At 64.5% G+C, this 24,790-nt stretch carries 26 protein-coding genes, 1 tRNA gene and 1 pseudogene; 10 read left to right on the plus strand and 18 right to left on the minus strand.

Translation table 11 applies throughout. The features are described from left to right. The first annotated feature begins 54 nt into the window (after nt 1-54). Nucleotides 55-1,263 carry a DUF445 domain-containing protein gene (locus ED21_RS05765; RefSeq protein WP_006832907.1) on the plus strand — a complete coding sequence of 403 codons (1,209 nt, stop codon included), beginning with the start codon at nt 55-57 and terminating at the stop codon, nt 1,261-1,263. On the opposite strand, the gene ED21_RS05770 is transcribed toward ED21_RS05765, so the two are convergent. The 4 genes from ED21_RS05770 to ED21_RS05790 form a co-directional block, all read right to left on the minus strand. After that, nucleotides 1,260-2,222, minus strand: coding sequence for a hypothetical protein (locus tag ED21_RS05770; protein WP_006832908.1), 963 nt, complete (start codon nt 2,220-2,222; stop codon nt 1,260-1,262). The genes ED21_RS05765 and ED21_RS05770 overlap by 4 nt on opposite strands. After that, nucleotides 2,219-2,809: an energy transducer TonB gene (locus ED21_RS15965; RefSeq protein WP_006832909.1), complete on the minus strand. Its 591-nt coding sequence runs from the start codon at nt 2,807-2,809 to the stop codon at nt 2,219-2,221. The genes ED21_RS05770 and ED21_RS15965 overlap by 4 nt, the downstream gene beginning before the upstream one ends. Before the next feature lie 394 nt (nt 2,810-3,203). Then, complete coding sequence (locus ED21_RS05785) at nt 3,204-4,133, minus strand: electron transfer flavoprotein subunit alpha/FixB family protein (RefSeq protein WP_006832911.1); 930 nt, start codon at nt 4,131-4,133, stop codon at nt 3,204-3,206. A gap of 29 nt (nt 4,134-4,162) precedes the next feature. Further along, nucleotides 4,163-4,909, minus strand: coding sequence for an electron transfer flavoprotein subunit beta/FixA family protein (locus ED21_RS05790; RefSeq protein ID WP_006832912.1), 747 nt, complete (start codon nt 4,907-4,909; stop codon nt 4,163-4,165). A gap of 203 nt (nt 4,910-5,112) precedes the next feature. On the opposite strand from ED21_RS05790, the gene ED21_RS05795 reads away from it, so the two are divergent. Beyond that, nucleotides 5,113-5,619, plus strand: coding sequence for a DUF6265 family protein (locus ED21_RS05795; protein ID WP_006832913.1), 507 nt, complete (start codon nt 5,113-5,115; stop codon nt 5,617-5,619). A 116-nt stretch (nt 5,620-5,735) separates the two neighbouring features. Here ED21_RS05795 and sucC read toward each other — a convergent pair whose 3' ends face one another. Next, nucleotides 5,736-6,935 (minus strand): ADP-forming succinate--CoA ligase subunit beta, encoded by a 1,200-nt coding sequence (gene sucC, locus ED21_RS05800; protein WP_006832914.1) that lies wholly within the window; start codon nt 6,933-6,935, stop codon nt 5,736-5,738. A 122-nt stretch (nt 6,936-7,057) separates the two neighbouring features. Between sucC and ED21_RS05805 the strand changes: the two genes are divergently transcribed. Next, nucleotides 7,058-7,840: a 3'(2'),5'-bisphosphate nucleotidase CysQ gene (locus tag ED21_RS05805; RefSeq protein ID WP_002686407.1), complete on the plus strand. Its 783-nt coding sequence runs from the start codon at nt 7,058-7,060 to the stop codon at nt 7,838-7,840. Nucleotides 7,841-7,906: 66 nt separating this feature from the next. On the opposite strand, the gene ED21_RS05810 is transcribed toward ED21_RS05805, so the two are convergent. Then, nucleotides 7,907-8,605 (minus strand): OmpA family protein, encoded by a 699-nt coding sequence (locus ED21_RS05810; protein ID WP_034921497.1) that lies wholly within the window; start codon nt 8,603-8,605, stop codon nt 7,907-7,909. A 171-nt stretch (nt 8,606-8,776) separates the two neighbouring features. On the opposite strand from ED21_RS05810, the gene ED21_RS05815 reads away from it, so the two are divergent. Further along, nucleotides 8,777-10,102 (plus strand): hemolysin family protein, encoded by a 1,326-nt coding sequence (locus ED21_RS05815; protein ID WP_006832916.1) that lies wholly within the window; start codon nt 8,777-8,779, stop codon nt 10,100-10,102. Nucleotides 10,103-10,419: 317 nt separating this feature from the next. Here the strand turns inward: ED21_RS05815 and ED21_RS05820 are convergent, their stop codons facing one another. From ED21_RS05820 to ED21_RS15600, 10 genes and pseudogenes are all read right to left on the minus strand, one after another. Next, a complete protein-coding gene (locus ED21_RS05820) occupies nt 10,420-10,830 on the minus strand; it encodes a DUF3035 domain-containing protein (protein ID WP_006832917.1) in 411 nt (136 codons plus the stop codon). Continuing rightward, complete coding sequence (gene lspA / locus ED21_RS05825; RefSeq protein WP_006832918.1) at nt 10,827-11,375, minus strand: signal peptidase II; 549 nt, start codon at nt 11,373-11,375, stop codon at nt 10,827-10,829. Before lspA ends, ED21_RS05820 begins: the two co-directional genes overlap by 4 nt. Beyond that, nucleotides 11,372-14,278 carry an isoleucine--tRNA ligase gene (gene ileS / locus ED21_RS05830; RefSeq protein WP_006832919.1) on the minus strand — a complete coding sequence of 969 codons (2,907 nt, stop codon included), beginning with the start codon at nt 14,276-14,278 and terminating at the stop codon, nt 11,372-11,374. Before ileS ends, lspA begins: the two co-directional genes overlap by 4 nt. Next, nucleotides 14,271-15,212 carry a bifunctional riboflavin kinase/FAD synthetase gene (locus ED21_RS05835; RefSeq protein WP_006832920.1) on the minus strand — a complete coding sequence of 314 codons (942 nt, stop codon included), beginning with the start codon at nt 15,210-15,212 and terminating at the stop codon, nt 14,271-14,273. Before ED21_RS05835 ends, ileS begins: the two co-directional genes overlap by 8 nt. Next, on the minus strand, nt 15,209-15,703 hold the full coding sequence (locus ED21_RS05840) for a dihydrofolate reductase (protein WP_034921500.1): 495 nt from the start codon (nt 15,701-15,703) through the stop codon (nt 15,209-15,211). Before ED21_RS05840 ends, ED21_RS05835 begins: the two co-directional genes overlap by 4 nt. After that, the gene (locus ED21_RS15970) at nt 15,700-15,849 is read right to left on the minus strand and encodes a hypothetical protein (protein ID WP_006832922.1); all 150 of its coding nucleotides are present in this window, start codon (nt 15,847-15,849) and stop codon (nt 15,700-15,702) included. The genes ED21_RS05840 and ED21_RS15970 overlap by 4 nt, the downstream gene beginning before the upstream one ends. A gap of 64 nt (nt 15,850-15,913) precedes the next feature. Then, nucleotides 15,914-16,795: pseudogene (locus ED21_RS05845) on the minus strand (5-(carboxyamino)imidazole ribonucleotide synthase); the annotation flags it as partial. Continuing rightward, nucleotides 16,795-17,289 carry a 5-(carboxyamino)imidazole ribonucleotide mutase gene (purE, locus tag ED21_RS05850; RefSeq protein WP_006832923.1) on the minus strand — a complete coding sequence of 165 codons (495 nt, stop codon included), beginning with the start codon at nt 17,287-17,289 and terminating at the stop codon, nt 16,795-16,797. The gene purE and the pseudogene ED21_RS05845, both read right to left, overlap by 1 nt. Nucleotide 17,290: 1 nt before the next feature. After that, nucleotides 17,291-17,977: a 2,3-diphosphoglycerate-dependent phosphoglycerate mutase gene (gpmA, locus tag ED21_RS05855; RefSeq protein ID WP_006832924.1), complete on the minus strand. Its 687-nt coding sequence runs from the start codon at nt 17,975-17,977 to the stop codon at nt 17,291-17,293. A gap of 33 nt (nt 17,978-18,010) precedes the next feature. Further along, nucleotides 18,011-18,154, minus strand: coding sequence for a hypothetical protein (locus ED21_RS15600; RefSeq protein WP_006832925.1), 144 nt, complete (start codon nt 18,152-18,154; stop codon nt 18,011-18,013). 114 nt (nt 18,155-18,268) lie between these two features. Between ED21_RS15600 and ED21_RS05860 the strand changes: the two genes are divergently transcribed. The 4 genes from ED21_RS05860 (at nt 18,269) to ED21_RS05875 (ending at nt 21,731) form a co-directional block, all read left to right on the plus strand. Continuing rightward, a tRNA-Thr gene (locus tag ED21_RS05860) sits at nt 18,269-18,343 on the plus strand. Nucleotides 18,344-18,526: 183 nt separating this feature from the next. Further along, nucleotides 18,527-19,696 carry an acyl-CoA dehydrogenase family protein gene (locus ED21_RS05865; RefSeq protein ID WP_006832926.1) on the plus strand — a complete coding sequence of 390 codons (1,170 nt, stop codon included), beginning with the start codon at nt 18,527-18,529 and terminating at the stop codon, nt 19,694-19,696. Between the two features lie 32 nt (nt 19,697-19,728). Next, a complete protein-coding gene (locus tag ED21_RS05870) occupies nt 19,729-20,196 on the plus strand; it encodes a PH domain-containing protein (RefSeq protein WP_006832927.1) in 468 nt (155 codons plus the stop codon). Next, entirely contained in the window at nt 20,193-21,731 is a 1,539-nt protein-coding gene (locus tag ED21_RS05875; protein ID WP_006832928.1) for a PH domain-containing protein, read from the plus strand. The genes ED21_RS05870 and ED21_RS05875 overlap by 4 nt, the downstream gene beginning before the upstream one ends. On the opposite strand, the gene ED21_RS05880 is transcribed toward ED21_RS05875, so the two are convergent. Continuing rightward, the gene (locus ED21_RS05880) at nt 21,728-22,024 is read right to left on the minus strand and encodes a GNAT family N-acetyltransferase (RefSeq protein ID WP_006832929.1); all 297 of its coding nucleotides are present in this window, start codon (nt 22,022-22,024) and stop codon (nt 21,728-21,730) included. The two genes, ED21_RS05875 and ED21_RS05880, sit on opposite strands and share 4 nt — an antisense overlap. A 54-nt stretch (nt 22,025-22,078) precedes the next feature. On the opposite strand from ED21_RS05880, the gene ED21_RS05885 reads away from it, so the two are divergent. Continuing rightward, on the plus strand, nt 22,079-23,074 hold the full coding sequence (locus tag ED21_RS05885; RefSeq protein ID WP_006832930.1) for a low specificity L-threonine aldolase: 996 nt from the start codon (nt 22,079-22,081) through the stop codon (nt 23,072-23,074). Beyond that, nucleotides 23,071-24,015, plus strand: a complete 945-nt coding sequence (locus ED21_RS05890; protein ID WP_006832931.1) for a DMT family transporter — start codon at nt 23,071-23,073, stop codon at nt 24,013-24,015. Before ED21_RS05885 ends, ED21_RS05890 begins: the two co-directional genes overlap by 4 nt. Here ED21_RS05890 and ED21_RS05895 read toward each other — a convergent pair. Beyond that, on the minus strand, nt 23,999-24,790 hold the full coding sequence (locus ED21_RS05895; protein ID WP_006832932.1) for a hypothetical protein: 792 nt from the start codon (nt 24,788-24,790) through the stop codon (nt 23,999-24,001). The two genes, ED21_RS05890 and ED21_RS05895, sit on opposite strands and share 17 nt — an antisense overlap.

The raw sequence follows: 24,790 nt of genomic DNA on the forward strand, positions 1-24,790 counted from the left end.
CGACAAGAGGTAAGTACGGGCGGCGCGCCGCTCCCGCCCGATCGCGCCCGTGCGATGCGCCGGACGGCCACGGGCATGCTCGTGCTCATGGCAGCGATCTTCATTGCCTCGGGGGGCTGGCTCGACGTGCACCCGGCCTGGGGCTACGTCCATGCCTTCGCAGAAGCCGCAATGGTCGGTGGCCTCGCCGACTGGTTCGCGGTCACCGCCCTATTCCGCCGTCCGCTGGGCCTGCCGATCCCGCACACGGCGATCATCCCGGAAAACAAGGACCGGATCGCCGACACCATGGCGGGCTTCCTGCGTGAGAACTTCCTCACGCCGCAGGTGGTCGCGCGCAGGATGGGGGCGATGAACCTCGCGGGCGCGGTCGGCAGCTATCTCGCCGATCCCAAGGCGGTGCGCGATTCGCGCGTCCGCGTGGGGGCAGGCGAGCTTGCGGTCGAGGTCCTCGAGTCGCTCGATCCGGAACGGCTGGGCACGCAGGTTCGCGCCGGACTCGCGGCGCAGATCGAAAAGCTGGAGATAGCGCCGCTGCTCGGCGGCATGCTCGAAGCGATGATCGAGGACGGGAGGCACAAGGCCCTGATCGACAAGATCATCCGCTGGGCCGGCCTCGTGCTAGAGGACAACGAAGAGATGGTCCGCGAAATGGTCCATCGCCGCGCCAACGCCGTGCTGCGTTTCACCGGCCTCGACGAACGCTTGGCCAATTCGGTGATCGACGGGCTCTACAAGCTGCTTGCCGAGGTGCTTGTCGATCCCGAACACCCCTTGCGCGACAAGATCGAAGAGGGGCTGGAAGAGCTCGCCAAGGGCCTGCGCGAAGATCCCGAGATGCAGGCACGCGTGGAGCGCCTGAAAGTCGAACTGCTCAACAATCCGGCGATCGCGAACTGGTGGCAGTCGGTCTGGGAGCGCATCCGCGCCCGGCTTATCCGGTCGATCCGCGAGAGCGGCGGCGCAGGCGGCGGCTATCTCGGCGAAACGCTGGCCGAGTTGGGCGGCGCGCTACGCGACGATATCCGCCTGCAGCAGCAGGTCAACCGCTTTGCCCGCCGCACAGCCGTGGGCGTTGCCACGCGTTACGGCGACCAGATCGTGCAGTTGGTGTCGGAAACCGTCCGCCGCTGGGATGCAACCACGCTGACGGATCGCGTCGAAAGCGCGGTAGGTCGTGACCTGCAGTTCATCCGGATAAACGGGACGCTGGTGGGCGGGCTGGTGGGAGTGACGATCCACACGCTGAGCCATTTGTTCTAGCCGCCCCAGCGCCCACCATGCGCGCCGGAATTCCAGGCGCCATAGGGTGAGAGTCTGATCGAGAGCGTGAAAAGCGAGGGGAAAGCTTCACCCTCTTTATTCAAGGCCGGCTCGAACTGCATCTCCGAAATCTCGGCGCAGATATCGGGAATATCGCTTTGCCCGGCGGCCAGGGTCTCGAACTTGCATTGCGAAACCGAACCGTCGGCTTCGACACGCGCCCGCAGCCGGACCAGCGCCCCATCGCCCGAAAGCTTCTTGGCGCGCAGGAGCTCCCGGTTGAGCCGCGCAAAATAGGTTCGCGGGTTGGGCATTGCGGCGGGCGTGTAATGATCGTCTTCGAAAGGGCTGAGACCCCAGTCGCCGAGCAATTCCGCTGAGCAGGCATTCAGCGCTTCGAATGGTGCGCGCATATTGCCCGTTTCGAAGGAGACGATCCGGGTCGTGCGCTGCAGCACGAGCCGGTCGGACATTTCCGCTGCGTTGAGGTCGATTGCGGTTGCCGCAAGTGGCTTGCCGCTCGGTGTGTCTTCCGGCTCCTCTTCCAAAGCAGCTCCAGCAAGCGTCGCCGCATCGCCGTATCCCGGCAGGTCGAACTCGATTGGTTCGATCGTGATAAGCGGCCAGTCGTTTCGCATTCCGCCGTAGAACCATGCGCCGCGCCGTGCACTGGCGAGATCAGGGGCGGCCATTGTCACGTCGAACCGGCTACCCGGTGCAAACTGCTCGTAGGCAAGCAGCCCAGGACCATCCTCCGAAGAGAACTTGCGCGCGAGGGTGCAGCGATCCGCGCCAGCGTCCAATTGCCACGCAGATAACGGCTTGAGAACAATGGCTCCGTCCTTCTCGGCCAACTCGCCGGGAAGCGTCCGCGCCCCCAAGCCGGCCGGAGCAGTTGCAACTCCCACTGCGAGCGCAGCAAGCAAGAGCGAGCGGGTAGACTTCTTGCTTCCGGTCATTCCTCGTCTTCCGAATCTTCCGAGCCTCGATCATGCCTGATGGCAAATCCATGGGCATCGGCAGAGAACGGTCTTTCTCCGAAATTGATCGCGTAGCGGATCGATTGGAAAGCAAAATCCTTCGCCGGATTGCCGTTGGCATCAAGCGCAGGAAAGTAGCGGGCGTGTTCGATCATGCTTTCGCACGCCGTATCCCGCAGGATCTTGGCAGTGAGGAAATCCGTAACATGGCAGTGGCTCACGCGGCCGTTCTCGTCGATGATCAGGCGCAATGGAACCGTACCCTGCCGGTTCGAGCGCAAGGCTTCGCGCGGATAGTCGCGCTGGATCGCCGGGGCCCACTCGGCGAGATCCTTCGGCGTCACATGTTTGCTAAGCTGGCTGTGTGCTTCGAGATCGAAGCCGAACTCGAGAAGCTTCGTTGTGACGCAAGCATCGAGCGCGGTTACGGCCTTATCGATCGCCCGCGTATGGAGGGTGGTCGTCACACCGCGCGGATCGACAATGATGAAATCGGTGACCTCGTCGGGGCGAGTGCGCCGGATATCGTCCTTGGTCCGCGGCAAGAGCCTGCCGGCGAAAACCACACCCTCGCGCTCTCCAATCTAGGCGGCCGCCACGCGCCCAAACCGGTGGAGCTCCTTGCCCGGAACAAAGCCAGCCTCGAGCGACCCGCTCTGTTGCAGGATGGGCGCTCCAATCACTGCGAACTGGACTGCGGAACGCGGATGAATGCGCTTGATCGAAAAGGTCACGCGCTCCTCGCCGCGAGTGAAATCGCGCGCGACCGAGCAGCCGTCCTCAAGTGTATTCAGCCGCCACTGGCCGTCGGGCTGAAAGGTGCGCTGTTGTTCGACTTCCTGTGCGAAAAGCGGACTGCCAGAACAAACATACGCAGCTGCGACAAATAAAAATCGACCCCTCATTCCTTGCGCTTAGCAAGGAAGGGGGGGTCGAAGCAAATCCCGTAGGATCCTATAGTTAGAGCTTCTCGGTCAGCTCCGGCACGATCTTGTAGAGATCGCCGACGATGCCGATGTCCGCAACCTGGAAGATCGGGGCGTCTTCATCCTTGTTGATCGCAATGATCGTCTTGGAATCCTTCATGCCGGCCAAGTGCTGGATGGCGCCCGAAATGCCGATGGCGAAATAGACTTCCGGGGCGACGATCTTGCCGGTCTGGCCGACCTGGTAATCGTTCGGCACATAGCCCGCATCGACCGCGGCGCGCGAGGCCCCGATGCCGGCGCCGAGCTTGTCGGCGAGCGGGGTGATGACCTGCTCGAAAGTTTCCGCGTCCTTGAGCGCGCGGCCACCCGAAACGATGACCTTGGCGCTGGTCAGTTCGGGGCGGTCGCTCTCGGCAATTTCCTCGCTCACGAAGCTGGAGATGCCAGCGTCGGCGGGGCCGGAGATGTCTTCGATCGTGCCCGAACCGCCTTCGGTCGCGGCCTTCTCGAAGGCCGTGCCGCGAACGGTGATGACGAGTTTTTCGTCCGAACTCTCGACCGTGGCGATGGCGTTGCCGGCGTAGATCGGACGGGTGAAGGTCTTGTCGCCTTCGACCGAAAGAATGTCGGAAATCTGCATCACGTCGAGCAGGGCGGCTACGCGCGGGGCGATGTTCTTGCCCGTGGTGGTGGCCGGTGCGACGAAGGCGTCGTGATGGCCCATCTGGTCGGCGATCAGCGGCGCGACGTTTTCGGCCAGCGCATGCTCGTAAGCTGCGTCGTCGGCGAGGTGGACCTTGCCGACGCCTTCGATCTTGGCGGCTTCCTCGGCCACCGCGCGGCAGCCCGAGCCGGCAACGATCAGATGGACTTCGCCCAGCTTCGAGGCAGCGGTCACCGCGGCCAGCGTGGCATCGGCGACGGTCTTGTTGTCATGTTCGACCCAAACGAGGGTTTTCATAGCTTTCGTTCCTTCTCGTCCGTGGGGCTTCAGGCGATGCCGAGCGCTTTGATCTTGGCGACCAGCGCATCGACGTCTTCGACCTTCTCACCCGCCTGGCGGACCGGCGGTTCGGAGACGTTGGTGGTCTTGAGGCGCGGCGCGGTGTCGACGCCGTAATCGGCCGGGCTCTTGGTATCGAGCGGCTTCTTCTTCGCCTTCATGATGTTCGGCAGCGACGCATAGCGCGGCTCGTTGAGGCGCAGGTCGGTGGTGACGATGGCGGGCAGGGTCAGCTTGACCGTCTGCAGGCCGCCATCGACCTCACGCTTCACGGTAACGCTCTCGCCATCGACTTCGACCGTGTTGGCGAAGGTGCCCTGGGGGCGCCCCATGAGGGCGGCGAGCATCTGGCCGGTCTGGTTCGAATCGTCGTCGATCGCCTGCTTGCCGAGCATCACGATGCCCGGGCTCTCTTCCTCGGCAATGGCCTTGAGGATCTTGGCGACGGCGAGCGGTTCGACCTCGTCATCGGTTTCGACGAGAATCGCGCGGTCGGCGCCCATGGCGAGCGCGGTGCGCAGCGTTTCCTGCGCCTTTGCCGGGCCGATGGAGACGGCGACGATTTCTTCCGCCTTGCCGGCTTCCTTGATGCGAATGGCCTCTTCGACTGCGATTTCGTCGAAGGGGTTCATGCTCATCTTGACGTTGGCAAGGTCCACGCCCGAGCCATCGGCTTTAACGCGCGGTTTGACGTTGTAATCGATCACCCGCTTGACGGGGACGAGGATTTTCATGGGTGTACCTTCCTCTCGATAAGAAACTGTGGCGCCCGCCTAGCTTGCGTTTACGTAAACGTCAAGTTGGGCGGAGCGGTATTTCGTGACCCTTCGCGCTGCCCCTCGCCCGCAGGAATGCTGAGGTCAAGCGGCGCTGGGCCGTCCACCTTTACTATGGACGGGGCGGGGAATAGTTTCAGGTGAACGGCAGGAGGTTTGCGATGCGCGGTTGGATGATGATTTCGGTGGCCATGGCCTTGGCGGTGAGCCCGCTCGGCGCGCAGGAAACGCGCGTTGCGCCCGAAGACCACACGCCTCCGCCCGCCACGCTGGAGCAGATGGACTGGCTGGTCGGGCAATGGGTCGGCACCGGCATCGGCGGCGCGCCCGCGATGGAAAGCTGGCTGCCCCCGAGCGGCGGCACCATGGTCGGGTCTTTCGTCCAGCAGACCGGCGAGGGCGCCATCCGTTTCACCGAGCATCTCTACCTGATGGAGGAAGAGGGCACGCTGGTCCTGCGCCTCAAGCACTTCAACGCCGACCTCACCGGTTGGGAGGAGAAGGACGGGATGCTGACCTTCCGCCTGATCGCGATGGAGGACTGCGCAGCCTATTTCCGCTCGCTGACGCTTAGATGCGCCGATCCCGAGAGGCCGGGCGACGGACTTGTGGCAGCGGTACGCATGCGCGAAGGGAACGAGCTGCTTTTCAATTTCAGGGCAATGTAGACGCGAGACCAGATACCTGGTCACGGCAGTCAAAGGGCGACGGCCCGCCCGCAGCGGGCGCATCTCCGATGCGTGTCTAGCGAGGACGAGGGTGCGGATGCGCCCTCGCAACCAAGCTAAGCCGCCTTCTTCACCTCTGCCACGATCTTCCGGGCGGCATCGCCCAGATCGTCTGCCGGAACGATCGGAAGGCCCGAATTGGCGAGGATGTCCTTGCCCTTCTCGACATTGGTGCCTTCGAGGCGAACCACCAGCGGAACATCGAGATCGACTTCCTTGGCCGCTACGACGATGCCTTCTGCGATGGTGTCGCAGCGCATGATGCCGCCGAAAATGTTCACGAGGATACCCTCGACCGCCGGATCCTTGAGGATGATCTTGAACGCCGCGGTGACCTTCTCGGTCGTCGCGCCGCCGCCCACATCGAGGAAGTTCGCCGGGAAGGCGCCATTGAGCTTGATGATGTCCATCGTCGCCATGGCGAGGCCGGCGCCGTTGACCATGCAGCCGATGTTACCGTCCAATTTGATGTAGGCGAGGTCGTATTCCGATGCCTCGACTTCGGCCGGGTCTTCCTCGGTCTCGTCGCGCATCGCTTCCACGTCCTTGTGGCGGTAGAGCGAATTGCCGTCGAAGCTCATCTTGGTGTCGAGGACGAGGAGGTTGCCTTCCTTGTCTTCCACCAGCGGGTTGATCTCGAGCATTTCCATGTCGAGGTCCATGAAGGCGGTATAAAGCTGCTTGGCGAGCTTCTGGCACTGCTTGTTGGTGTCGCCGGTCAGCTTGAGGGCGAAGGCCACCGCGCGGCCGTGGTGGGGCATGAAGCCCTGGGCCGGGTCGATGGTGATGGTGGTGATCTTCTCGGGCGTCTCATGCGCGACGTCCTCGATGTCCATGCCGCCTTCGGTCGAAGCGATCATGGCGACGCGGCCGGTGGCACGGTCGACCAGCATCGAAAGGTAGTATTCCTTTTCGATGTCGACGCCGTCAGTGACATAGAGGCGGTTAACCTGCTTGCCTTCGTCGCCCGTCTGGATCGTCACCAGCGTGTTGCCGAGCATTTCCTTCGCGTTGGCCTCGACGTCATCGATGCTCTTCGACAGGCGGACGCCGCCCCTGGCATCGGGTCCGAGTTCCTTGAATTTGCCCTTGCCGCGGCCACCGGCGTGGATCTGCGCCTTCACGACATAGAGCGGGCCGGGAAGTTTCTTCGCGCCTTCGACAGCCTCTTCGACGGTCATTGCTGCGTGTCCTGCGGGAACGGCGATGCCGTATTTCGCGAGGAGTTCCTTGGCCTGATATTCGTGGATGTTCATGTCGGTCGCTATTCCTTCGCGCGAGGCCGCGCGTTTGGGGGGTAGGGAGTCGATGCGCGCATAAGCATACGTAGGCCTTCTTGAAAAGAGCCGGATTCGGGTGCAGGGCGCTGGCGACTTCCATGATCGACAGCAAACGCCTCGAATCCATCGTCGCTCACGCCGGCGAGATCGCCCTTGGCCTGTGGCCGGGGGCGGGCGCCGAACTGCAATCCTGGGAGAAGTCGCCCGGCAGCCCGGTGTGCGAGGCGGACCTCGCGGTGGACGCCTTCCTCAAGCGCGAACTGGGCGCGCTGTTGCCCTCTGCCGGCTGGCTATCGGAAGAGACCGCCGACGATCCCGCTCGACTCAAGCGGGACCTCATCTGGCTGGTCGATCCGGTCGACGGCACGCGCGATTTCATCCGCGGGCGCAAGGGCTGGGCGGTTTCGGTCGCGCTGATCAGCAACGGGCGGCCGCTGATCGGTTCGCTTTGCGCCCCGGCGCGCGGCGAGGTCTGGCACGCGGTGGCGGGGCAGGGCGCGACTCGCAACGGCGAGAAGCTCGCTGCCTCCACGCGCGACGAGTTTGCCGGTGCCCGCGTACCTGCTGCCGACCTGATGAAGCAGGACCGGATGCTGACCAAGGTCGACCAGCCCAATTCGATTGCGCTGCGCATCGCCATGGTGGCCGCCGACGAAGCGGATCTCGTGGCGACGCTGCGCTGGGGGTTCGAATGGGATATTGCCGCTGCCGGGCTCATCGCGCGCGAAGCGGGGGCAGCGGTGTCGGACAGTTTCGGCCGCAAGCTCGATTACAACAAGCGCGACCCGCGTGCCTTCGGCGTGGTCGCCAGTTCCTCTGCCATCCACCAGGCGACGATCGACCATCTGGCCGAGCGCGCGGCAAAGGTCTCTGCCCAATAAAAAGGGCCGGGCTTGCGCCCGACCCTTCTTCTGTGACAGTCCCGAGGAACTCTCTCGCGAGGTAACCTATTGGTTTGCCTGCGCTGCTTCCACATCCTGCTGGTCGAACGGGATGATCTTGATTTCGACGCGGCGGTTCATCGGCTCGTTCACGCCATCGGCGGTTTTCACCTTGAGGTGTTCATACTGCTCGCCATAACCTTGCCAACGAATGCGCGAAGAGCTGACACCGCGGCTGATCAGGTAGTTGGCAACCGCCTGTGCGCGCTGTTCGGACAGGCGCTGGTTGAGCGAATCCGAGCCGGTCGTATCGGTATAGCCATACACGTCGATAAGGCTGTTGGGATACTGCACGAGGTTCGCTGCAACGTTGTCGAGCGTGTTGCGAAAAGCCGAGTTGATCGTGGCGCTGCCAGTGGCGAAGGTTACGCCATCCGGCAGGTTGACGAGAATCGCGTTGCCGCCATCAGTTTCGCTCACATCGATGCCCGAACCGGCGGTCTGTTCTTCCAGTTCTTTGATCTGCTGGTCCATGCGGTAGCCGACATAGCCGCCTGCCGCGCCGCCGGCAGCGGCGCCGATGATGCGTCCGGTCTTGCCGCCGATAACGCCGCCGAGCAGGCCGCCGGCAACCGCGCCGCCGACACCGCCAAGGACGGTACGCGAAACCTTGCGCTCACCGGTGTTGGGGTCCGTCACACAGGCGGAGGTGCCCAGAAGGGCGATCGAGGAGAGGCCTGCGAGGAAAAAGCGTGATTTTTTCATATGTTCTGTTCCCTTTTGTCGAGCCGGGTTTTGGCGGAGCGCTCCAGCCCCTCCCATGCCCGGTTGCGGTGGGACGCACCCACCGGCGTCTCTAGAAGGGTCAAACCACTCAAAGCACGCAGTGTTCCGAGAGACGCTGGCAGAGCCTGTCTTTTGTGCTAGCGGGGGTGCGTGACACCCTTTCCCTGGACCGACCTTCTCATCATCGCCGGGCTGATCCTGCTCAACGGCATCTTTGCCATGAGCGAGCTCGCCATCGTTTCCGCGCGCACCGGGCGGCTGCGTTCGGCTGCCAACCAGGGGAGCTCCGGCGCGAAGACCGCGATCGACCTTGCCGCGGACCCCGGAAAATTCCTCTCGACCGTGCAGATCGGCATCACGCTGGTGGGGATCATTGCCGGCGCCTATTCGGGCGCGAGCCTTGGCGGGCCGGTGGGCGAGCGGCTTGAAGCCATGGGCGTGCCGTCCGACTGGGCCGACCAGGCGGGCTTTGCGCTGGTGATCGCGCTCACAACCTATTTCAGCCTCGTGGTGGGCGAGCTCGTGCCCAAGCAGGTCGCCCTGCGCGCTGCCGTGCCCATCGCCATCGCCATGTCGCGCGCCATGGCGCTGCTCGCCAAGGTCGCCGCGCCGCTGGTGTGGCTGCTCGATGCGTCCTCGGGCGCGCTTATCCGCCTGCTGGGCGTGAAGCCCGCCGGTCAGAGCGCCGTGACGGCTGAAGAACTCCACATGCTTTTTGCCGAAGCTACCCGGACAGGCATCATTGAAACCGAGCAGCACCAGATGCTCGCCGGTGTCGTGCGGCTAGCCCAGCGCCCCGTGCGCGAAGTGATGACGCCGCGCACCGATCTCGACTGGATCGACGTCAACGCCGACGAAGAGGCGATTCGCGCGCTGCTCGACGAAAGCCCTCACTCTGTGTGGCCGGTGGCGGACGGCACGCCCGACAAGGTGATGGGCCTCGTGCGCGTCCGTGAGGTCCTGGGCGCTCTGCTGGCGGGCGAAGGCATCCGGCTCGAAGAGCTGATGACAAAGGCCGAGGTCGTCCCCGACCAGCTCGACGCGGTCGATGCCCTGCGTGTGCTGCAGCAGGCCGACATCGCCATGGCGATGGTGCACGACGAATACGGACATCTCGACGGTATCGTCACCCCGGTCGACCTGCTCACCGCGCTGGTGGGCGATTTCGCCAGCGACCAGGACCCGGACGACACGCCCGGTATCGTCGAGCGCGACGACGGCTCGCTGCTGGTTGCGGGATCACTCAGCGCCGATGCGCTCGCCGACCGTCTGAGGCTCGATTACGGCGACGACCGCGAATTCGCGACCGTGGCGGGATATTGCCTCGCCGTGCTCAGGAAGCTCCCCGCCGAGGGCGAATGGTTCGAGGAACAGGGCTGGCGCTTCGAAGTGATCGACCTCGACGAACGCCGCATCGACAAGGTGCTTGTAAGCGCGGTCGGACCAGCGAAGGACGAGGACGTCTCGGGGGACTGAGGCGCGGGGGTTTTTTGTTTGCGCGGTTTTTTGTGTTTCGAACCGACCTCCGTCGGTTCGTCCTCGCTAGATGTGCGGCAAGCCGCACCCGCTGCGGGCGGGCGGTCGCCCTTGCGGTCGCCTAGTCGCCGACCGTATCAGCGCAAAATAGCTAGGGCGGTTCTTGGTCGCGGCAGCCAAAGCGCGACCGCGCGCCGCCGCTTATGCGGCGAAGCCAAGCGACGCGGACGCGTCGTGCCCGGCGTTTGAGGGCGCAAGCAAAAAACTGGGAAGCCGCGAGGGCCGCAGGTAAAATACCTACGCCCTAGCGCTCGAAATTATCCCGGGATCACGGCCTGCGCAGTAGCACCGTCGCCTTCGGGGGCGGCGATGATGTCGCGGGTCACGCGGCCCTTGGCGACCGTGTTGGTGCCTTCCGAGCCGACCTGGCTGCGGATGCCGGGTTCGGCCACGCCGGCGCGGTCGAGCGCGCTGGTTTCCACCGTGCTACGCTGGGCCGGACCGCCGAAAAGCGCTTCGAGCGTCTGCTCGGCTGCCGAACCTTCGGCCGGGCGCGGCGCACCCGGAGCGGGCGGCACGAGGTTGAAATCGGGCGGGACCACCAGCGGCGCCTGGCGCTGCACGGCAAACTCGTCCGGACGGTCACGGTCGAGGAAACCGCCGCCGCCACAGGCTGCGAGCAGGCTCGAAGTGGCGCCGAGAAGGGCGATACGGGCGATGGTGTTCATTGCGTATTCTCCGCGGCGTCTGCCGGCTTGCCTTGCATGAGATCGTCGACCTCGTCTTCCTCCTTGTCGCGCATGAAGAAGGCGCGGGCAAGGATAATGAGGACGCCGATGGTGATAGCGGCATCGGCGACGTTGAAAATGAGGAAGGGGCGGAAATCCCCGAAATGCAGGTCGGCGTAGTCGATGACATAGCCGAGCTCGTAGCGGTCCTTGATATTGCCCAGCGCGCCGCCGAGGATCATCGACAGGCCGAGGATGTCGCCGAAAGCCTTCTCGCGGAACATCCAGATGGTGACGACCAGCGCGATCAGCGCGGTCACGCCGACGAGGATCCAGCGTGATTCGAAGCTGTCGGCCTCGAACATGCCCATCGAAACGCCGAAATTCTGCGTCCAGCGCAAGTCGAAGAAGGGCAGCAGTTCGATCACGCGGACCTGCCGCAATTGCAGCGGTGCGACCATCAGCCATTTGACCCACTGGTCGACCGCATAGATCGCAAAGGCGATGACGACGCCGATCAGGCGCAGTTTCAGGAGCGGGTTCATTCAGCTGCGTCCAGTTGGGCGACGACCGTTTCGCAGCGGTCGCAAAGCGCGCCGTCTTCCGCAACGGAAGGCAGCAGGCGCCAGCAGCGGCCGCATTTGTTTTCGTCGGTGCGCGAAACAGTCACCTCGTCGCTCTGCCCACGCGTGACTGACGCGGTGATGAACAGTTCGGCGAGATCCTCGTCGGTAAAGCCTTCGGGCACGGCGCTGGCCGGGACCACCACATCGGCCTCTAGGCTGGAGCGGATGGTCTTGTCGCGGCGCAGCGGCTCTATCGCCTCGGTCACACGTTCGCGCAGCGCCCGCAGCTTGTCCCAGCGCGCGCCGTCGGCAGAGACGCCCGGCACCGGCGGCCAGTCGAGCAGGTGGACGCTGCCACCTTCGGGATAGCGCGTGGTCCAGACCTCTTCCGCCGTGAACACCAGCACCGGCGCGGCGTAGCGCACCAGCGCGTGGAACAGGAGGTCGAGTACGGTGCGATAGGCGTTGCGGCGCGTCGAATCCGGGCCGTCGCAATAGAGCGTGTCCTTGCGGATATCGAAGTAGAAGGCTGAGAGGTCCTCGTTGCAAAAATCGACCAGCAGGCGCGTGTAGGTGTTGAAGTCGTACTCTTCGAGCGCCTTCTTCAGCTTGCCGTCGAGGTCCGCCAGCAGTGCGAGGATGTAGACTTCCAGCTCGGGAATCTCGCCCGCATCGCCCATGTCGCCGACGAAACCGTCAAGCGCGCCAAGGAGGTAGCGGAAGGTGTTGCGCAGGCGGCGGTACTGGTCGCCCACGCCTTTCAGGATCTCGTCGCCGATGCGGTGGTCTTCGGTGAAGTCGACGGAGAGCGCCCAGAGGCGGATGATGTCCGCGCCGTACTGTTCCATGACCTTGAGTGGGTCGATGGTATTGCCGAGGCTCTTCGACATCTTCTTGCCGTCGCTCGCCATGGTGAAGCCGTGGGTCAGCACCGCGTCATAGGGCGCGCGGCCGCGGGTGGCGGAGCTTTCGAGCAGGCTCGACTGGAACCAGCCGCGATGCTGGTCGCTGCCTTCGAGATAGAGGTCGGCGGGCCAGCGCTGGTCGGGCCAGCGGCCGCCTTCCAATGTAAAGGCGTGGGTGCAGCCCGAATCGAACCAGACATCGAGAATGTCGGTCACCATCTCGAACTCGTTGGGGTCGTGATCTGCGCCAAGGTATTCGGCCTTGCGGCTCTCGTCCCAGGCATCGACGCCCTGTTCGCGCACGGCTTTGACGACGCGGGCATTGACCGCAGGGTCCTGCAGATAGGTCCCATCCTGCCGCACGAAGAGCGTGATCGGCACGCCCCATGCGCGCTGGCGCGAAAGTACCCAGTCGGGGCGGCCTTCGACCATGGAGCCGATGCGGCGGCGGCCCTTCTCGGGGTAGAATTTCACCCGCTCGATTTCGCGCATGGCGATTTCGCGCAGGGTCGAGTGGTCCTTGCTCGTGGCCATGGCGACGGCCGCGCCAAAGCCCTCGGGCACGGCCACATCGAAATCGCCCACCTCGAGCGGCTTGTCCATCGGCACGAACCACTGCGGCGTGCAGCGATAGATGACCTTGGCCTTCGAGCGCCACGAATGCGGGTAGGAGTGCGCGTAGTCGTCGCTGGCCGAAAGCAGCGCGCCCGCTTCGCGCAGATCGCTGCAAATCGGCCCATCGGGCGAATTGAAGGTCTTGTTGATCACCGCGCGGCGGCGGTCGTCGCTACCGCCGAGCCATTCCCAGTCGTCGCGATAGCGCCCGTCGCCCAGAACTGCGAAGACCGGCTCGATGCCGTGCTCGCGGCAGAGCAGGAAGTCGTCCTCGCCATGGTCGGGCGACATGTGGACTAGGCCCGTACCGCTGTCGGTGGTGACGAAATCGCCTGCGAGCAGCGGACGTGGGCGAGCATAGAATCCGCCGAAATGGTGCATCGGGTGGCGCGCGATGGTTTGTCCGCCAACAGACTGATCGTCGGTCAGACCGAACATTTCGCCGTCGAAGAGCACGTCGTCGACTTCGTCCTGGATTGAAGGATCGTATTCCAATCCTGCACGTGCGAGAAACTCATCACGCAGACTTTCGGCGACGACGAAGCGGCGACCATCGGCGACGCGAAAAACCTCGTACGTGATGTCGGTGCCGAACGATATCGCCTGGTTCACCGGGATCGTCCACGGTGTAGTCGTCCAGATCACTACCTGAGCGCCGATGAGATTCGGCATCGGGCTTTCCACGATCTCGAAGGCCACGTCGATCTGGGTCGAGGTGATGTCCTCGTATTCGACCTCGGCTTCGGCCAGCGCGGTTTCCTCGACCGGCGACCACATCACCGGCTTCGATCCTCGATAGAGATTTCCGGCTTCGGCGAACTTCATCAGCTCGGCAACGATAGTCGCCTCGCTTTCCGGCTGCATGGTCAGGTACGGATCATCGAAATCCGCCATCAGGCCGAGGCGCTTTAACTGTTCGCGCTGCACGTTCACCCAATGGGCGGCATAGTCGCGGCATTCCTGGCGGAATTCGGCTGCGGGGACGGCCTTCTTATCCTTCTTCTTCTTGCGGTACTGTTCCTCGACCTTCCACTCGATCGGGAGGCCGTGGCAATCCCAGCCGGGCACGAAGGGCGCGTCCTTGCCGAGCAGCGTCTGCGAACGCACCACCATGTCCTTGAGGATACGGTTCAGCGCATGGCCGATATGCATGTCGCCATTGGCGTACGGCGGGCCGTCGTGAAGGATGAACTTCTCGCGGTCCTTGCGGGCCTCGCGCAGCTCTTCGTAGAGGTTTTCTTCCTGCCAGCGCGCAAGGATCTTCGGCTCCTTCTGGGGGAGGCCGGCCTTCATGGGAAAATCGGTCTTGGGAAGGAAGACCGTGTCTCTGTAATCGCGAGTGGCGTCTTTGGGTTCAGTCATTGCCGCGCGCGCTTAGAAGATGGCGCGCATCAGAGCAATCTTTCTCCATCTGCGCGGTCAATTCGTCGAGGTGATCGAATTTCGCCTCACCGCGCAGGAAGTGGTGGAAGGCCACTTCTACCTCCTGACCATACAGATCGCCCGAGAAGTCGAAGAAATAGGGCTCGAGTAATTCCTTGGGTGGCTCGAATTGGGGGCGCACGCCGATATTGGCAGCGCCTTTCAGCTCCTGCCCGGTCGAAAGGATGCGTCCGGTCACGGCATAGATGCCGTATTTCGGGCGCAGGTAGTGTTCGATCGAGAGGTTGGCTGTGGGATAGCCGATCTCGCGGCCGCGCTTGTCGCCGTGCTGGACCACGCCGCGAATCGCGAAGGGGCGGGTGAGCAGGCGCGCAGCCTCCTGCGGGTTGCCCTCACGCAGCGCGTCGCGCACGCGGCTGGAGGAGACGGGCGCGCCGCCGTCCATCACCGGATCGACCGCACGCGCCTCGATGCCGACCTCCTTGCCGAGTTCGACCAGCCGCTCGAAATTGCCGCCGCGCGCCTTGCCGAAGGTAAAATCGCCGCCGGTCACGACGCCCTTCGCGCCCAGCTTTTCGGCCAACAGCACGCGGACGAAATCCTCCGCCGTGGTCCCAGCCAGTTCGCCGTCGAAATGGAACACCAGCATCGCGGTCGCTCCCGCGGCGAGATAGAGTTCCTGTCGCTGTTCGAGCGTGGTCAGGCGGAAGGGCGCGGCGTCGGGCTTGAAGAAGCGCACCGGATGCGGGTCGAAGGTAGCGATGATCGCAGGCCGACCCTCGGCGCGCGCCCAGTCGATCGCTTCCTTCGCCACCGCCTGATGGCCAAGGTGGAAGCCGTCGAAATTGCCCAGCGCAATGATCGCACCGCGCAGGCTTTCGGGCAACGGATCGCGGTGGTCGAGGAACCTCACAGGCTCGCCGCCTCACCGACACGCCGATAAGTGTGGAAGCTGTAGGCGGGGGTGTCGCCATCCGCCTCGAAATCCTCGGTCCCCGCCAGATCCCATTCGGGGCCGAGCGGCGGCATAAAGACATCGCCATCGAAGTCGCGGTGGATTTCGGTCAGCTCGACCTTTTTGGCCAGCGGCATGAAGACATCGAAAATCGCCGCCCCGCCAATGACCGCGATGTCGCCCTCGCCCGCCTTGGCGACAGCTTCCCCGACCGAGCGGACCACTTCCGCACCGGTCGAATCCCAGCGTTCCTTGCGGGTGAGCACGATGTGGCGGCGTCCGGGGAGCAGGCCGGGCAGGCTCTCGAAAGTCTTGCGGCCCATGATCATCGGCTTGCCCATGGTCAGCGCCTTGAAGCGTTTCAAATCGGCGGGAAGGTGCCACGGCAGGCGCCCCTGCTTGCCGATCGCGCCATTGGCGGCGCGCGCATAGATCAGGAACAGGCTCATGCGCGGGTGTCGCGGGAGATCTGGGTGATGTGGCCCATCTTGCGGCCCTCGCTCGCCTCGGCCTTGCCGTAGTCGTGGAGGTGGACGCGCGAATCGGTCAGCTTCGCCGCCGCGCTGTCGATCTCGCTGCCGAGGATGTTGCGCATCTCGACCGCTGCCGAGGATGTTGCGCATCTCGACCGCGGCCACGGTGGTGCGCGTATCGCCCAGCGGCAGGCCGGCGACCGCGCGGATGTGGTTCTCGAACTGGCTGGTGGCCGCGCCTTCGATGGTCCAGTGGCCCGAGTTGTGCACGCGCGGGGCCATCTCGTTGAAGATCGGCCCTTCGCGCGTGGCAAAGAATTCCAGCGTCAGCACGCCGACGTATTTGAGCGCATCGGCGACCTTGCGCGCCAATTCGCGGGCATGGGCGACATGGCGTTCGATCTCGGCTCCCGCCGGATAGCGCGAGGCGGCAAGAATGCCGCCCTCGTGGATGTTGCGGGTCGAATCCCAGAAGCGGATTTCGCCGTCCTGCGTGCGCACGAGGATGACCGAGAATTCCGCGTCGAATTCGACGAAGCCTTCGTAGACGCACGCCACATCGGGTACACGCAGGGCCTGCGCCTCGCGGATCGACATGATGCGCCACTGGCCCTTGCCGTCGTAACCGTCGCGCCGGGTCTTGAGGATGCCGGGCGCGCCATAGCGATCGACCGCGGTGATAAGGTCGTGCGAGGAATCGACCTTGGAATAGGCGGCGGGCTTGCCGCCGAGCCCTTCGATGAAGCGCTTTTCGGTCAGGCGGTCCTGCGCGGTTTCCAGCGCGATGGGGTCGGGAAAGATTTTTTCAGCCGGGATGGCGCGTGCGGCGGTGACAGGGACGTTCTCGAACTCCCAGGTCACGACATCGCATTGCGCGGCGAAACCGGCGAGTGTCACTTCATCGTCCCACTCGGCGGTGACGAAACCATCGCAGACCGCGCTCATCACATTGTCGCCTTCCGGCGCGTAGCCAATGCAGCGATAGCCGAGTTGCGCGGCGCTCATCGCCATCATCCGGCCAAGCTGGCCGCCGCCGAGGATGCCGATGGTGAAGCCGCGCGCGAGCATCAGTCGGCAGGCCTTTCGGTGACGGCGGCGCTCCGGGCGCTGCGCCAGTCCTTCAGGCGCTGCCCGAGTTCCGCGTCGTTATTGGCAAGGATGGCAGCGGCCAGCAGGCCCGCGTTGGTCGCGCCGGCCTCGCCGATGGCCAGCGTGCCGACGGGGACGCCGGCGGGCATCTGGACGATGGAGAGCAGGCTGTCCTGCCCCGAAAGCGCGCGCGACTGGACCGGGACGCCCAGCACGGGGACATGCGTCAGCGCGGCGATCATGCCCGGCAGATGCGCCGCCCCGCCTGCGCCCGCGATGATGACATGGAAGCCCTCGTTCTCGGCGGCCTTTGCGAAATCGTACATCCTTTCGGGCGTCCGGTGAGCCGAAACGATGCGCACATCGGTGGCGACGCCCAGCTCCTCCAGCACGTCGGCGGCGCATTTCATGGTCGACCAGTCCGACTGGCTCCCCATGACGATTGCAATCTTTGCTCCTCCCCCTTGCGCCATCTTATGCGTCCTTCAGGTAATAGCGTTCGCCCGAAACCGTCGCGCCGTCGAATTCGTAGACGATCGGCTGGCCGGTCGGGATTTCGAGGCCGGTTATTTCTTCGTCCGAAATGTTGGAAAGGTGTTTCACCAGCGCACGCAAGGAATTGCCGTGGGCCGAGATAATCACCGTTTCGCCTTTCGCGAGTCGCGGCAGGATCGCCTCTCCCCAATAGGGCAGGACGCGCTCGATAGTGAGCTTCAGGCTTTCGGTCAGCGGCACGTCGATCCCCGCGTAACGCGGGTCGTCCGACAGGTCGAATTCGCTGCCGCGTTTCATCTCGGGCGGCGGCACGTCGAAGCTGCGGCGCCAGATGTGCACCTGCTCGTCGCCATGCTTTTCGCGGGTTTGCTGCTTGTCGAGGCCGGTAAGGCCGCCATAATGGCGCTCGTTCAGATGCCAATCGCGGGTCACCGGGATCCACAGCCGGTCGCATTCCTCCAGCGCCAGGTTGAGCGTCTTGATCGCGCGTTTCTGGAGCGAGGTGAAGGACACCGTCGGCAGCACGCCCTTGGCCTGCATCAGCCGGCCCGCCTCGCGCGCTTCGGCTTCGCCCTTCTCGGTGAGGTCGACATCCCACCAGCCGGTGAAACGGTTGGCGAGGTTCCACTCGCTCTGGCCGTGGCGAACGAGGATCAGCTTCGTCATGACTACTCCGGTTTTCGCTAGGAGTGCCGTGCGTTAGCGCTCCGTATTGGGCTTGGAAACCCCGTCCTCGCCCGATTCGCGCATTTCGCGGTTCTGGGCTTTTCGGCGGCGGAGGTTCTCACGAAGTTTCGTGGCGAGGCGTTCCTCGCGTGTCATCTTGTCGTTTGCGGCGCTCATGGCGCATTCCTTTTGCGAATTTCGTCAATCCGGGCAAGCGAAGGTTGACTTATCCGCCGCGTCTGCCAATAGCGCGCGCCTCCACCCCATCGGTATGACCGACGGGCAGCATGTGCTGCTGTAGCTCAGTGGTAGAGCGCACCCTTGGTAAGGGTGAGGCCGGGAGTTCAATCCTCCCCAGCAGCACCATTTTCTTCGAGAATGTTTCCTGTTTTCGCGCCGACCTCCGTCGGCGCGTCCTCGGCGTGGTTTCGAAGCTTTCGCGTCGAGCACCTGCGGGCGGGCGGTCTCCCTTGCGGGGCCTCCGCCGGCCCGGTTTTGGGTTGCACTTGGCCACCTATCGCGGCACTCCTTTTTCCGAGGGAGAGCTTCATGGATTTCCGCCTTACCGACCAGCAGCGCGAGCTACAGGATGCTGCGCGAACCTTTGCGCGCAAGGAATTGCCCCATCTCGCGCGCGAGATGGAGGAGAAGGATTTCTCCGTGCCGGCCGAGATGGTGCGGCGGTATGGCGAGATGGGCTTCCTCGGGGTCAATCTGCCCGAGCAATATGGCGGGCTGGGGCTCGGCCATCTCGAAGCGCTGCTGGTGCTCGAACAGTTTGCGATGATTTCGAACGCGGTCGCTTTCCCGATTTTCGAGGCGCTGGTGGGTCCGGCCCGCACCATCGAGCGATTCGGTTCGGACGCGCTCAGGGCAAAAATCATACCGCAGGTCGTCAGCGGCGAGGCGACGGTGGCCGTATCCATGTCCGAACCCGATGCGGGAACCGCGCTGACCGATCTTTCCACCCGCGCCCGCGAGGAGGGCGACCAGTTCATCCTCGATGGCAACAAGCGCTGGACCTCGGGCGCGGGCCATGCGCGCTATTATGTCGTCTACACGCGGCTTTCCGATGCGCCGGGTGCCAAGGGGATCGGTGCGCTGCTGGTCGACAAGGAGATGCAAGGCATGTCCTTCGGCTCCCGCGAACAACTGATGGGGTTCCGCGGGATCGAGACGCGCGACATCACCTTCGATGGCGTGAAGGTGCCGCGCGAAAACCTCATCGTGCCTGCAGGCGGTTTCGGGAAACTGATGAGTGCTTTCGGCCTCGAGCGCTGCGGGAATGCGACGCAATCGCTCGGCCTTGCCGCCGCCGCACTCGAACAGGCGACCGAATACGTCCAGGAACGTGCAGCTTTCGGCAAACCCATCGTCGACTTCCAGGCGGTGCAGATGCGGCTTGCCGAAATGGCGATGCAGGTCGAGGCCGCACGCCTCCTCATCTACCGCGCCGCCGCCAACTCCGAGCAGAACGAGGACGGCCTGCCGAGCGTCTACGAAAGCTCCACCGCCAAGTGCTATGCCAACGAGATTGTCCGCAGCGTCACCGCCAACGGCATGCAAGTGATGGGTGGCTACGGCTATCACAAGGAATACGGCATGGAGCAGCGCGTGCGCGACGGCTTTGCCTGGGGCATCGCCGGCGGGACGACCGACGTGCAGAAGACCAACATCGCGGCGGCAATCGTCGGAAGGCGCTTCGATCAAAGGCGTTGATCGGCTCAACTGTGTTGCTTAAGTAAACCGGTATGGACGGACCCGAAGACCTCACCCAGCTCGACCCGCGCTACAAGTCGATGATGCGCCTCGTTGCCGGCCTTTTCGCCATAGCCCTGCTTGTGGCGGCGACCATCGCGGAGATCGCTATTCCCGGCTGGACCGGCGTGGTCTGGGCACCCGTGACACTGGTGGCCGCCTATCTCGTGCTCTACCTCCCGATGCGCCGCTATGCGACGCGCGGCTATTCCATCGCCGAAGAGCGCCTGCGGGTGGTGCGCGGAGTGCTGTTCCACACCGACACCATCGTCCCGTTCGGACGGGTGCAGCATATCGATGTCGACCAGGGGCCGCTCGAACGCGGCTTCGGACTGGCAACGCTCACGGTCCACACCGCCGGCTCGCACAACTCCTCGGTCTCGCTCCCGGGACTGTCGCATTCCGACGCGCTGGCCATGCGGGACGGTATTCGCGCGGCAATCCGGCGCGATACGCTGTGACCACGCGCGAGCCGGAAGCCCGGCGCACCGATCCCAAGGGCTTTGTCGTTCGCGCGGTGACCATGCTCGCCCAGCTGGTGATCCCCCTCGGTGTCGCCGCCGTGACGATTTTTGACGATGGCGGCGCGTCGGCGAAGATCGCCTGGGCGATGCCCTTCGTGATCCTGCTGATCCTGGCCAACCTCGTCATCGCCTATCTCCAGTGGACGCGGCTCACATACACGGTTGGTGACACCGATATCCGGGTCGAAAGCGGCGTCTTGGCGCGCGCCGCGCGGTCGGTTCCCTACGAAAGGATTCAGGACATCAGCCTCGAACAGAAGCTGCTGCCGCGCCTCTTCGGACTGGTGGAAGTGAAGTTCGAGACGGGGGCGGGCGGCAAGGACGACCTTTCGCTGACCTACCTCTCCGAAGCCGAGGGCGAGCGGTTGCGCGAATTGGTACGCGAACGGCGCGAGGGCCCGGCTGCCACGCTCGCGACCGATACCGCGCCGGACGCTGGGCAAAGACCGGCCGAGGCCGAAGTGCTGTTCGCGATGGGCCCGAAGCGCGTGTTGACCTTCGGCCTGTTCGAGTTCTCCCTTGTGGTGGTGGCAGTGATCGGCGGCCTTGCGCAGCAACTGGATTTCCTGCTGCCCTTCGACTTGTGGGATTTCGACGAATGGGAGCAACGGCTCGCGGGGCCCGGCCAGTACCTTTCTGGGCTGGGGCCGCTGGCGCAATTTGCGGGCCTGCTTTTCGCGTTGTTGACGCTGGCTTTCGTCGGCGTTGCTACGGGCCTCGTCCGTACTGCGCTGCGCGAATGGAATTTCCGGCTCGAGCGCACGGCCAAGGGCCTGCGCCGTCGCCGCGGCCTGCTGACGCGCACCGACCTCGTCATGCCGCTGCACCGGGTCCAGGCGCTCCGCCTCGACACCGGCTTTCTGCGGCGGCACTTCGGCTGGCACGGGCTCAAGATCATCAGCCTCGCGAGCGATAGCGGCGGAGCCAATCACGACGCGGTGCCTTTTGGCCGGATGGAGGAAATCCACCCCGTTGTTCGCACCACCGGCTTTTCCCTGCCGCCGGAAGGCACGCAGTGGGACCGAGCGTTGAAGAGTTACCGGACCGACAAGGCGCTGCTGGCGGCGCTGTACCTAGTGCCGGCCACCATCGTAGCGGCGCTTCTGGCAAACAACTGGCTGTGGATTGCCCCGCTCGCGGGCCTGCTGTTCCTGCTGGCGGAGCAATACTGGCGCTGGAAGCACGACTATCGCGCGCTGGGCGAACGCCAGCTTTATTCGCGCCACGGCTGGTTCAGCCCGAGCCTGGCCATTGCCTCGCGGGTGAAACTGCAGTCGGTCGAGATCGCGCAAGGTCCGCTCGCGCAGATGCGGGGATACGCTAGCCTCCACCTGGGCCTTGCGGGGGGCAAGCTGCGCGTACATGGCATGCCGCTGTCCGAGGCGCGGCGCTGGCGCGATGCGCTGGCCGAGAGCATGGCGGGCAGCGATTTTTCCGTCTTGCTGGAAAAGAAGGGCGCGCCCGCACTCTAGGCGCGCAAATCGGACAGATCCTTATGCCTGTCGAAATAGCGTTCGACGTAAGAGCAATCGGGCGCGATCTTGAAGCCCTCCTGGCGCGCATCGGCAACCAGCGCCTTCACCAGCGCCTCGGCCACGCCCTTACCGCGCGCTTCGGGCGGCACGAAGGTGTGTTCGGCATGGCGCACGCCCTGCCGGTCGGTCCAGCTGAGCTTTGCCGTGCTGTCGCTTGTATCCAATTTTGCAATATAATCGCCGTGTGTGACCCGATCGCGGCGTTCTATTTCGATTTCTGCGTGGCTCATGTTCTTTTCTTTCCTTGCTACCCAACCAATGCATAGGTCGCTACACGCGTTCCAATGCAGTTCCTCTCCGACAATGCCGCCAGCGTTCAACCTGCCGTATGGGAGGCGATGCGCAAGGCCGATGCGGCTTCTTCTCCTTACGATGGCGACAGGCTGAGCGTTTCCCTCGACGAAAAGATGGCGGCGTTGTTCGGGCGCCAGTGTGCGGTGTTGTGGGTGGCGACGGGCACGGCTGCCAACTGCCTTGCGCTGGCCACCATGGTGCCGCCGCACGGCGCGGTGGTGTGCCACGAGGAAGCGCATATCGAGATGGACGAGGGCGGGGCGCCCGGCTTCTTTCTCCATGGGGCGAAACTGCTCCTGTGCCAGGGCGAGGGCGCCAAGCTGACGCCCGACGCGATCCGCGCGGTCATCGACCCGATCCGCGACGACGTGCACCAAGTCCAGCCGCACGCGATCTCGATCACGCAGGCGAGCGAATACGGGCGGGTCTATCGGCCCGAAGAACTCGCCGCGATCCGCACGCTAGCCAGCGAGCGGGGGCTCGGCCTCCATATGGACGGCGCGCGCTTCGGCAACGCCGCCGCCTTTCTCGACTCTCCGGCAGGCGATGTTGCGGGCGAGGTCGATGCGCTCAGCTTCGGTTTCGTGAAGAACGGCGCGATGAGCGCGGAAGCCATTGTCTTTTTCGACGAAGGGCAGGCCGATCTCGCGCGCTACCGCCGCAAGCGGGCCGGGCATCTGCAGAGCAAGGGCCGCTTCCTCGCCGCGCAAATCCACGCCATGCTCGACGGCGATCTCTGGCTCGAGAACGCGCGCAGCGCCAACGCCGCGGCTGCGGAAATCGCGGGCGCTTGCGCCGACCGACTGATGCATCCGGTCGAGGCCAACGAACTCTTCGTGCGCTGCACGCCGCAGGAGCGCGAGGCGCTGCGCGGGCGAGGCTTCGGCTTTTACGATTGGGGCGAGGGCGCGGCGCGCTTCGTCACCGCCTGGAACACGCGCGAAGAAGACGCCCTCGCGCTGGCAAAGGCCATTGCAAGCCTATGAGCGCGTCCAGTGGCGGCGAGAGCCTGCTCGCCCCGAAGAACCTTGCCGCCTTCCTGCTGGTGAGCCTGATCTGGGGCGGCACTTGGCTGGTGATCCGCGACCAGATTTCGAGCGTGCCGCCGAGCTGGTCGATCACCTGGCGCTTCATCGTGGCCGCGCTCGGCATGTTCGCCTTGACGGCACTGCGCGGCGAACCGCTGATGCTAAGCTCGGGGGGCTGGCGCTGGGCGGCGGCGCTGGGGCTGTTCCAGTTCACGCTCAACTTCACCTTCGTCTATCATGCCGAGCATTACATCACCTCCGGCCTCGTCGCGGTAATGTTCGCGCTGCTGGTGGTGCCCAACGCGATCCTCGGCAAATTTGTGCTCGGCCAGCCGATCCGGCGCGAGTTTGTCATCGGCTCACTGATCGCGGCCATCGGCGTGGCCATGCTGTTCGCGCAGGAATACCGCGCCACGCCTGCTACGCTCGGGCAGGTGCTGCTCGGCGCAGGCCTGACGGTGGGCGGTATCCTGTCGGCGAGCGCCGCCAATATCGTGCAGGCGATGGAGGGGGCGAAAAGGCAGCCGCTGCTGACGCTGCTCGCCTGGTCGATGGTGATCGGCGTGGTGCTCAACACGATTTACGCGCTGGCGACGCAGGGGCCGCCACAATGGGACGCGCGCCCCTCCTATGCGCTCGGCATCCTCTATCTCGGCCTCGCCGGTTCGGTAATTACCTTCCCTTTATATTACGGGCTGGTCCGCAAGGTCGGGGCGGGCACGGCGGCCTACAGCTCGGTGATCGTGCCGACCGTGGCCATGATCCTGTCGACGCTGTTCGAAGGCTTTGTCTGGGGCCTGCTTCCCGCAGCGGGCGCAGCAATTACGCTGGTTGGCATGGTCGTTGCCATGCGGGGCCGCGCTGCCCCGCCGCCGCGCCGCGCTACGCCGGAGCCCTGATCGCCGCCAGACCTTCGCGATAGGTCGGATAGCGCGGCTCCCAGTCGAGCACGCGCTTCGCCTTGCCATTCGCCACCCGGCGGTTTTCGGCATAGAAGCCGCGCGCCATGGGCGAGAGGTCGGCCTCCTCGATGGTCTGGAGCGGCGGCGGGGAGACGCCCATCAGACGGCAGGCTTCCTCGATCACGGCGTTCTGGCTGGTCGGGAGATCGTCGGCAAGATTGTACGCCCCTTGAGGCGCCCCGCTTTCGATGGCAGCGACCACGCCTGCGACAATGTCGTCGACATGGACCCGGCTGAAGACCTGTCCGGGCAGGTCGATTCGGTGCGCCTTGCCGCTCTCCACCCGCTCGAAGGCGCTGCGCGAAGGGCCGTAGATCCCGGGCAGCCGAAAGACCCGCGCGCCCGCCTCAAGCCAGCACGCATCGCACTCGGCGCGCGCGCTGCGGCGGCCGCCGTCGGTTGGTGAGCTTTCATCGACCCATGCGCCATCCGCATCGCCGTAGACCCCAGTCGATGAAAGGTATCCCAACCATTGCCCATCAAAGATGTCGTCGTAAAAATCGAGTACGGGGTCCACTCCGTCGTCGCGGTCCGGCGGCACTGAAGAAAGGACATGGGTGGCGCGCTCAAGGTGTTCGACGACGGAAACTGCATCCATCCAGTCGATATTCCCCGCACTTCCCGTCGCGTCGACCTGCCATCCGCGCCCACGCATCTCTTGCGCAAAACGCCCCGCCGTGTAGCCGAGGCCGAAAATGAACAATCGGGCCAT

It is taken from the genome of Erythrobacter sp. SD-21 (assembly GCF_000181515.1).
Taxonomy (GTDB): domain Bacteria; phylum Pseudomonadota; class Alphaproteobacteria; order Sphingomonadales; family Sphingomonadaceae; genus Qipengyuania.

What these genes read in the sequence shown, in the direction of transcription:
- ED21_RS05795 (WP_006832913.1), top strand. Translation starts at nt 5,113, where the DNA reads ATGCGCGGTTGGATGATGATTTCGGTGGCCATGGCCTTGGCGGTGAGC.
- purE (WP_006832923.1), bottom strand. Translation starts at nt 17,289, where the DNA reads ATGGCGCAAGGGGGAGGAGCAAAGATTGCAATCGTCATGGGGAGCCAG.
- ED21_RS15970 (WP_006832922.1), bottom strand. Translation starts at nt 15,849, where the DNA reads ATGCGCAACATCCTCGGCAGCGAGATCGACAGCGCGGCGGCGAAGCTG.
- ED21_RS15600 (WP_006832925.1), bottom strand. Translation starts at nt 18,154, where the DNA reads ATGAGCGCCGCAAACGACAAGATGACACGCGAGGAACGCCTCGCCACG.
- ED21_RS05810 (WP_034921497.1), bottom strand. Translation starts at nt 8,605, where the DNA reads ATGAAAAAATCACGCTTTTTCCTCGCAGGCCTCTCCTCGATCGCCCTT.
- ED21_RS05865 (WP_006832926.1), top strand. Translation starts at nt 18,527, where the DNA reads ATGGATTTCCGCCTTACCGACCAGCAGCGCGAGCTACAGGATGCTGCG.
- ileS (WP_006832919.1), bottom strand. Translation starts at nt 14,278, where the DNA reads ATGACTGAACCCAAAGACGCCACTCGCGATTACAGAGACACGGTCTTC.
- ED21_RS05885 (WP_006832930.1), top strand. Translation starts at nt 22,079, where the DNA reads ATGCAGTTCCTCTCCGACAATGCCGCCAGCGTTCAACCTGCCGTATGG.
- ED21_RS05770 (WP_006832908.1), bottom strand. Translation starts at nt 2,222, where the DNA reads ATGACCGGAAGCAAGAAGTCTACCCGCTCGCTCTTGCTTGCTGCGCTC.
- ED21_RS05765 (WP_006832907.1), top strand. Translation starts at nt 55, where the DNA reads ATGCGCCGGACGGCCACGGGCATGCTCGTGCTCATGGCAGCGATCTTC.
- ED21_RS05895 (WP_006832932.1), bottom strand. Translation starts at nt 24,790, where the DNA reads ATGGCCCGATTGTTCATTTTCGGCCTCGGCTACACGGCGGGGCGTTTT.
- ED21_RS05820 (WP_006832917.1), bottom strand. Translation starts at nt 10,830, where the DNA reads ATGAACACCATCGCCCGTATCGCCCTTCTCGGCGCCACTTCGAGCCTG.
- ED21_RS05870 (WP_006832927.1), top strand. Translation starts at nt 19,729, where the DNA reads ATGGACGGACCCGAAGACCTCACCCAGCTCGACCCGCGCTACAAGTCG.
- lspA (WP_006832918.1), bottom strand. Translation starts at nt 11,375, where the DNA reads ATGAACCCGCTCCTGAAACTGCGCCTGATCGGCGTCGTCATCGCCTTT.
- ED21_RS05890 (WP_006832931.1), top strand. Translation starts at nt 23,071, where the DNA reads ATGAGCGCGTCCAGTGGCGGCGAGAGCCTGCTCGCCCCGAAGAACCTT.
- ED21_RS05805 (WP_002686407.1), top strand. Translation starts at nt 7,058, where the DNA reads ATGATCGACAGCAAACGCCTCGAATCCATCGTCGCTCACGCCGGCGAG.
- ED21_RS05790 (WP_006832912.1), bottom strand. Translation starts at nt 4,909, where the DNA reads ATGAAAATCCTCGTCCCCGTCAAGCGGGTGATCGATTACAACGTCAAA.
- ED21_RS05785 (WP_006832911.1), bottom strand. Translation starts at nt 4,133, where the DNA reads ATGAAAACCCTCGTTTGGGTCGAACATGACAACAAGACCGTCGCCGAT.
- ED21_RS05840 (WP_034921500.1), bottom strand. Translation starts at nt 15,703, where the DNA reads ATGAGCCTGTTCCTGATCTATGCGCGCGCCGCCAATGGCGCGATCGGC.
- ED21_RS05880 (WP_006832929.1), bottom strand. Translation starts at nt 22,024, where the DNA reads ATGAGCCACGCAGAAATCGAAATAGAACGCCGCGATCGGGTCACACAC.
- sucC (WP_006832914.1), bottom strand. Translation starts at nt 6,935, where the DNA reads ATGAACATCCACGAATATCAGGCCAAGGAACTCCTCGCGAAATACGGC.
- gpmA (WP_006832924.1), bottom strand. Translation starts at nt 17,977, where the DNA reads ATGACGAAGCTGATCCTCGTTCGCCACGGCCAGAGCGAGTGGAACCTC.